The sequence below is a fragment of the Paenarthrobacter sp. CM16 genome (assembly GCF_013179505.1).
In the GTDB taxonomy this organism is placed as follows: Bacteria; Actinomycetota; Actinomycetes; order Actinomycetales; family Micrococcaceae; genus Arthrobacter.
Map to the genome: position 1 here is coordinate 1 of NZ_JABMCX010000271.1, position 6,390 is coordinate 6,390.

9 protein-coding genes are annotated in these 6,390 nt (G+C 61.9%); all 9 read left to right on the forward strand.

Annotated elements, in window-relative coordinates; all coding sequences use genetic code 11:
- Positions 1 to 950 (forward strand): cell division protein FtsZ (locus HP499_RS19165; protein ID WP_172325754.1); only part of this gene is annotated, 950 nt, incomplete at its 5' end.
- Positions 951 to 975: 25 nt separating this feature from the next.
- Positions 976 to 1,689: a polyphenol oxidase family protein gene (locus tag HP499_RS19170; RefSeq protein ID WP_172325755.1), complete on the forward strand. Its 714-nt coding sequence runs from the start codon at positions 976 to 978 to the stop codon at positions 1,687 to 1,689.
- Positions 1,682 to 2,437: a YggS family pyridoxal phosphate-dependent enzyme gene (locus HP499_RS19175; protein ID WP_172325756.1), complete on the forward strand. Its 756-nt coding sequence runs from the start codon at positions 1,682 to 1,684 to the stop codon at positions 2,435 to 2,437. The genes HP499_RS19170 and HP499_RS19175 overlap by 8 nt, the downstream gene beginning before the upstream one ends.
- 85 nt (positions 2,438 to 2,522) lie before the next feature.
- Positions 2,523 to 3,059, forward strand: a complete 537-nt coding sequence (locus HP499_RS19180) for a cell division protein SepF (protein ID WP_172325757.1) — start codon at positions 2,523 to 2,525, stop codon at positions 3,057 to 3,059.
- A gap of 106 nt (positions 3,060 to 3,165) precedes the next feature.
- Entirely contained in the window at positions 3,166 to 3,453 is a 288-nt protein-coding gene (locus HP499_RS19185; protein WP_017200850.1) for a YggT family protein, read from the forward strand.
- A 156-nt stretch (positions 3,454 to 3,609) separates the two neighbouring features.
- Entirely contained in the window at positions 3,610 to 4,308 is a 699-nt protein-coding gene (locus tag HP499_RS19190; protein WP_172325758.1) for a DivIVA domain-containing protein, read from the forward strand.
- Positions 4,309 to 4,407: 99 nt separating this feature from the next.
- The gene (lspA, locus tag HP499_RS19195) at positions 4,408 to 5,031 is read left to right on the forward strand and encodes a signal peptidase II (protein ID WP_172325759.1); all 624 of its coding nucleotides are present in this window, start codon (positions 4,408 to 4,410) and stop codon (positions 5,029 to 5,031) included.
- A complete protein-coding gene (locus HP499_RS19200; RefSeq protein ID WP_172325760.1) occupies positions 5,024 to 5,950 on the forward strand; it encodes an RluA family pseudouridine synthase in 927 nt (308 codons plus the stop codon). Before lspA ends, HP499_RS19200 begins: the two co-directional genes overlap by 8 nt.
- 50 nt (positions 5,951 to 6,000) lie before the next feature.
- Positions 6,001 to 6,390, forward strand: a 390-nt coding sequence (locus HP499_RS19205) for a PHP domain-containing protein (protein WP_172325761.1), incomplete at its 3' end; no start/stop codon positions are given.

The window sequence follows — 6,390 nt, forward strand, 5'->3', positions numbered from 1 at the left end:
GCGGTGCTGACATGGTCTTCGTTACCGCAGGCGAAGGCGGTGGCACCGGAACAGGTGGCGCCCCCGTGGTGGCACGCATCGCCCGGTCGCTGGGCGCGCTGACCATCGGTGTGGTAACCCGCCCGTTCACCTTCGAGGGACGCCGTCGTGCAGGTTCGGCAGAGGCCGGCATCGACGCCCTGCGCGATGAAGTCGACACCCTGATCGTCATCCCCAACGATCGCCTCCTGTCCATCAGTGATCGCAACGTCTCCGTCCTGGACGCCTTCCGTTCAGCGGACCAGGTGCTCCTCTCCGGTGTCCAGGGGATCACGGACCTCATCACCACCCCCGGCCTGATCAACCTCGACTTCGCAGACGTCAAGTCCGTCATGCAGGGTGCAGGCTCAGCCCTGATGGGTATTGGATCCGCCCGGGGCGAGGACCGCGCTGTCAAGGCTGCGGAACTGGCCATTGCTTCCCCGCTCCTTGAAGCGTCCATTGACGGTGCCCACGGCGTCCTGCTGTCCATCCAGGGTGGATCGGACCTGGGCCTCTTCGAAATCAACGAGGCCGCCCGCCTGGTTCAGGAAGTGGCCCACCCCGAAGCGAACATCATCTTCGGTGCAGTCATTGACGACGCCTTGGGAGATGAAGCCCGCGTGACCGTGATCGCCGCAGGCTTTGATGACGTGAAAGCGACCTCTCCTTCCATGGATCAGTCGCGTCCCGCTCAGAACCCCGTTCCTTCCGATCGTCCCGCTGCGCCGAGCAGTGCCCCGTCCAGCGCCGCTGCTCCACAGCACGCAACGGCGGGAATTGGCGCCGCAGGCTTGAGCAACTGGGGCCAGCAGCGTCCGTCGGCCCTCCCGGCCGACTCCGGCTTCGACGTCGATCTCCCTGCCGTAGTGGAGCCTGATCTTTCGGGCAGCCGCTCGGACGACCTCGACGTCCCCGACTTCCTGAAGTAGGCCACGTTCGGAGAGTCAGTTCCTGGTGTTCTGGTGGCGGAATGAAGTTCGTCCCGGCGTTTCTGTAGCCTTCACGGATACAGGCGCCGGGAACCTGGCTCTCCATGTGGAGGACAACCCCACTGAGGTCCTGGCTCGTCGCGTTCGTGTGGAACAGGCTGCCGGGCTTGAGTCCGGCAGGTTCCAATACATGGAACAGGTCCACGGCAAGACTGTGGAGTTCATCGACACCTACGGGCCAGGACCCACCGCTGATGCCATGGTTTCAGCGGTCACCGTTTCCAACGCTGCTGCACAGCCATTGGCTGTCATGGTGGCTGACTGCGTGCCCGTGGTCTTCGTGGGGAACGGTGCCGATAACGAACCCGTGATCGCTGTGGCGCACGCGGGCCGGCCCGGTGTGGCTTCCGCCGTGGTACCCGCAACCGTTGAAGAAATGCGCAAGCACGGCGCAGTGGACATCCGCGCGTGGCTGGGCCCGTCGATCTGCGGATCTTGTTACGAGGTTCCCGGGGAATTGCGCGATGAAGTCGCCGCCCTGGTTCCTGCTACCTGGTCAGCCACCTCCTGGGGCACGCCGGCACTGAATCTTCCGGCCGGCGTCAGGGCACAGTTGGCAGGCTTGGATGTCACCGTGGAGTACTCGGGAGAGTGCACGCTGGAGAACAACTCACTTTTTTCATACCGCCGGGAGTCCCGGACGGGTCGATTTGCAGGTTTGGTGTGGACGCATGATTAGCCTTGGTCGCGACGACGAACAGCCCGCGGCTCCGGGCGATGCCCGGACTGCAGAGCTCGCACAGCGGCTTGGGGCGGTCCGGCGCCGGATTGAAACAGCTATAGATGCTTCCGGGCGGACTGAGCTGCCACGGCTGATTGTGGTGACCAAGTTCCACCCTGCCGCCGACGTCCGTCGCTTGGCCGCCTTGGGCGTGACCGACGTCGGAGAAAACCGCGATCAGGAAGCGGCCGCCAAGAGCGCCGACCTGGCCGACATCGCCCTTCAGTGGCATTTCATCGGGCAGCTTCAAAGCAATAAGGCCAAGTCGGTCGCCAAATATGCTTCCTCCGTACAGTCGATCGACAGGCTCCAGCTTGTTGACGCCTTGGCCAAGGCCATTGCGCGGGAACAGGATGCTACCGGACGCAGCGACCTCGACTGCTTCATCCAGGTTGGTTTGGATGACGACGCCGGATCCCACCGAGGTGGTGCCAGCCCCTCCGACGTCGAGGTCATTGCCGGGAGGATTGAGTCGGCTCCCGGTCTCCAGTTGTCGGGGCTCATGGCTGTCGCCCCGCTGGGGGCTGATCCTGAGGCTGCATTTGAAAAACTTGCCGGCATTTCCGAGGCCCTCAGGGCCAAGCATCCAACCGCAACCGGTATTTCCGCAGGGATGAGCCAGGACCTTGAGGCAGCTGTGAAGTTCGGGGCGACACACCTGAGAATTGGCTCCGATATTCTCGGTTCCCGTCCGGCCGTGGGGTAGCGTCAAAGTATTGGAATGACGGGCCGGGGTTCCAATTTGTCACGTCATGGCGGCCCGCCTACTGCAGAAACGATAGGAGTGCACCATGGCTGGCGCTCTGCGCAAGACAATGATCTATCTTGGGCTCGCCGACGGCGATGAACACTACGAATCTGAGCAGGCCGTCGCCTCGCACCACGACGAAGACCGCCCCCAGGCACAGGAACGGGAAGAGCGCCGGGCGCCTGCTCCCGTCCGGGAAGTTGTCCGTGAAATGCCCACTGTAGATGCCGAAGAGGAATACCGCGCACCCGTGACACCCATCAAGCGTGCGGCCTCCAGCCGCGAAGATGCCTCTGGCCTGAGGCAGATCACCACCGTTCATCCCCGTTCCTACAATGACGCAAAAGTCATCGGTGAGAGCTTCAGGGATGGCATTCCGGTCATCATGAACGTCACCGACATGGGTGAAGCCGATGCCAAGCGCCTCGTGGACTTCTCCGCCGGCTTGGTGTTCGGCCTCCACGGCAGCATCGAGAGGGTCACCAACAAGGTTTTCCTGTTGTCACCGTCATATGTCGAGGTCATCGGAGATGACAAGAAGGCCAGCGAAACCCAGGCCAGCTTCTTCAACCAGAGCTAACAACGATCTTTTGCGGATGCCAGGCGGGTCAACCTGCCTGGCATCTGTGTTGCAATAGTAGGGACCGATCCGCATTCCGGAACAAGTGGGAGATCTGAGCTAACTCGTGGGCATTGTTTTCGGCCTTATCTATATTGTGTTGTTGCTGTTCTTCATTGCCCTGATCATCCGGCTCATCTTCGAATGGGTCCAGATGTTTGCCCGCCAGTGGCGGCCGCGGGGTGTGGCGTTGGTTACAGCGCATGTGGTCTACTCCGTTACGGATCCTCCGCTGGGGAGGCTCCGAAGGCTGATACCGCCCCTCCAGTTGGGCGGAATTTCCTTGGATTTGGGCTTCCTGATCCTGATTATTGCCGTCAGTATTGCTATGGCGGTAACCAGCAGCCTGGCGTAGCTGCTTCGCGGAACCCGGACCACCGATGGTTCAAAGGCCGCAAATTCTCCAAATCAACACGATGGTGTTGAATTGGAGGAACCAGATGATATTTAGGTACCGTAGTTTTGAACGGCCGGAAGGCCTACTGACTAACTAGACCAACGAGGTGACCAGATGGCTTTGACGCCAGAAGACGTTGTCAACAAGCGCTTTCAGCCGACCAAGTTCCGCGAAGGCTACGACCAGGACGAGGTAGATGACTTCCTCGACGAGATCGTGGTGGAACTTCGCCGCTTGAACCAGGAAAATGACGAACTTCGAAAGAAGCTCGGCGAAGCCGGTTCGGCAGTGCCTGCTGCAGCTGCTGCGGCTCCGGTGGTTGAGAAGGTTCCGGCCCCCGTCAAGGTCGACAAAGAAGCTGAGGCCAAGGCGGAAGCCGAAGCCAAGGCTGCTGAAGCTGCCAAGAAGAAGGAAGCCGAGCAGGCTGCAGCCGCTGCTGCCGCTGCAAAGGCTCCCGCTGCGAACAACACCGTCACCCCTTCCGCGGAATCTGCTGCAGGGCTGCTGGCCATGGCCCAGCAGATGCACGACAAGCACGTTTCCGACGGTGCGCAGCAGAAGGAAAAGATCATTGCCGAGGCTCAGATCGAGGCTTCCAGCCTCGTCAACGATGCCCAGGAGAAGTCCCGCAAGATCCTCGGTGCACTGGAGCAGCAGCGCTCCGTCCTTGAGCGCAAGGTTGAGCAGCTCCGTGGCTTCGAGCGCGATTACCGTTCACGCCTGAAGGCCTACATCGAAGGCCAGCTGCGCGACCTGGACGCCCGTGGTTCCGTCGCTGCCCCTGAGGTCGGCGAAGCAACCGCAGACGTTTAGCAAGTATTCTGAAAGCCGGTGGCTGAGGACTCCTCGGCCACCGGCTTTTGCTGTTAAAGACCATGACAGTGCCCGCCACGCTTCCCGAATGAAAGCACTATGACCGACTTCACCGATGACGCCCCTCAGCCGGCGCCCTCCGCCCGCCGCGCATGGCGCCCGGCCATGCTTTGGCTGTTTGCCGGCTTTGCCGTGTTCGCCTACGCCTTTGATCAGCTCACCAAGCTTTGGGTAACCAGCACCATGACGGAGGGGGAGCGGATCCCGGTGTTCCCTCCCTTGCTGCACTGGTACTACATCCGGAACTCGGGTGCTGCCTTCTCCATCGGCGAGAACGTCACGTGGATCTTCACGATTGTGATGGCGGTTGTTTCCGTGGCGATTCTCTTTCAGTTGCGAAAGTTGGGCTCGGCGTGGTGGGCTCTGTCGCTTGGCCTGCTGCTCGGCGGAGCGCTGGGCAACCTCACTGACCGATTGTTCCGGGAACCCTCATTTGCCATGGGACATGTGGTGGACTTCATCCAGCTTCCCAACTTCGCGATTTTCAACATTGCAGACTCAGCCGTGGTGTCCGGGGTTGTCATCATCTGCCTTCTGACGCTTCGCGGCATCGGGATGGATGGGACTCGCCAGACGTCCGCTCCCAAACCTGCCGACGGGTCCAAAGGCGCCAATGAAGCCAAACCGGCCGGCGGTCCCGCAGGGGAGCCTGCCGGTGAGTAGCTCGGTCGTGGTGCCCGAGGACCTGGCGGGGGTCAGGGCGGATGCAGGCCTGGCCCAGCTGCTTGACATCTCGCGGTCGGCTGCGGCGCTGCTGATTGCCGAAGGAAATGTGACTGTAGGCGGCGTTGCGGTAGGCAAGTCGGCCAAGCTCGCCGCCGGCTCGGTGCTGGATGTCACCGTCCCTGATCGTAGGGACCCCTTGGAAGTGGTGGAGGAAGTTGTGGAAGGCCTGAAGATCCTGTTGGACGACGACGAATTCGTTGTCATCGATAAACCGGTAGGGGTCGCGGCCCATCCCTCACCTGGCTGGGTGGGACCTACTGTGGTGGGCGGCCTTGCCGGTGCCGGGTACAGGATCTCCACATCCGGCGCACCTGAGCGCGCCGGAATCGTCCACCGGCTCGACGTCGGGACATCGGGGGTCATGGTGGTGGCCAAGACCGAGCATGCTTACACCGTGCTCAAACGCGCTTTCAAGGAGCGCACGGTGGAGAAGGTCTACCACGCCGTGGTCCAAGGCCTGCCTGATCCCCTGGAGGGCACCATTGACGCGCCTATCGGGCGCCACCCCGGCCACGACTGGCGGTTCGCGGTGATCGAGGATGGACGTCCTTCAGTGACCCACTATGAGGTGTTGGAAGCCTTCGGCAAGGCAACCTTGGTGGAAGTACACCTGGAGACCGGCCGGACCCACCAGATCCGCGTCCACTTCTCGGCTTTGCGTCATCCATGTGCGGGAGATCTCACGTACGGCGCGGACCCCCGTCTGGCAGCGACCCTGGGATTGACCAGGCAGTGGCTTCACGCACGTCAGCTAGGATTCACGCACCCCGGCACCGGTGAATGGGTGGAAGTGAGCAGCGAGTATCCAGCGGACCTTCAGTACGCCCTGGATCTCCTCGCCACAGGTTCAGCCTAAGGAACCTCCGCCAGGGCCCGGGCCCCGCTGACCGACGGTAGACTGTCGTGGTGACTTCCAGCAATGATTCGTTTGTCCACCTGCACACCCATACCGAGTACTCCATGCTGGATGGAGCGGCCCGTCTGGGTGAGCTGTTCGATGAAACCGAACGTCTCGGGATGCCGGCCCTGGCCACCACGGACCACGGCTATCTGTTCGGTGCGTTCGACTTCTGGCGCAAGGCCACCGATAAGGGCATCAAGCCGATCATCGGCGTCGAAGCCTATGTCACCCCCGGAACCGCCCGCGGCGACAAAGAGCGTGTTCGCTGGGGAGACGAAAGCCAGCGCAAGGATGACGTTTCCGGTGGTGGCTCGTATACCCACATGACGCTGCTCAGCTACAACAACGTGGGTATGAGGAACCTGTTCCGGGCCTCGTCCATTGCTTCCCTCGAC

Bases quoted from the DNA above. Each gene is read 5' to 3' on its own strand.
- HP499_RS19175 (WP_172325756.1), top strand. From the start codon at position 1,682: ATGATTAGCCTTGGTCGCGACGACGAACAGCCCGCGGCTCCGGGCGAT.
- HP499_RS19180 (WP_172325757.1), top strand. From the start codon at position 2,523: ATGGCTGGCGCTCTGCGCAAGACAATGATCTATCTTGGGCTCGCCGAC.
- HP499_RS19190 (WP_172325758.1), top strand. From the start codon at position 3,610: ATGGCTTTGACGCCAGAAGACGTTGTCAACAAGCGCTTTCAGCCGACC.
- lspA (WP_172325759.1), top strand. From the start codon at position 4,408: ATGACCGACTTCACCGATGACGCCCCTCAGCCGGCGCCCTCCGCCCGC.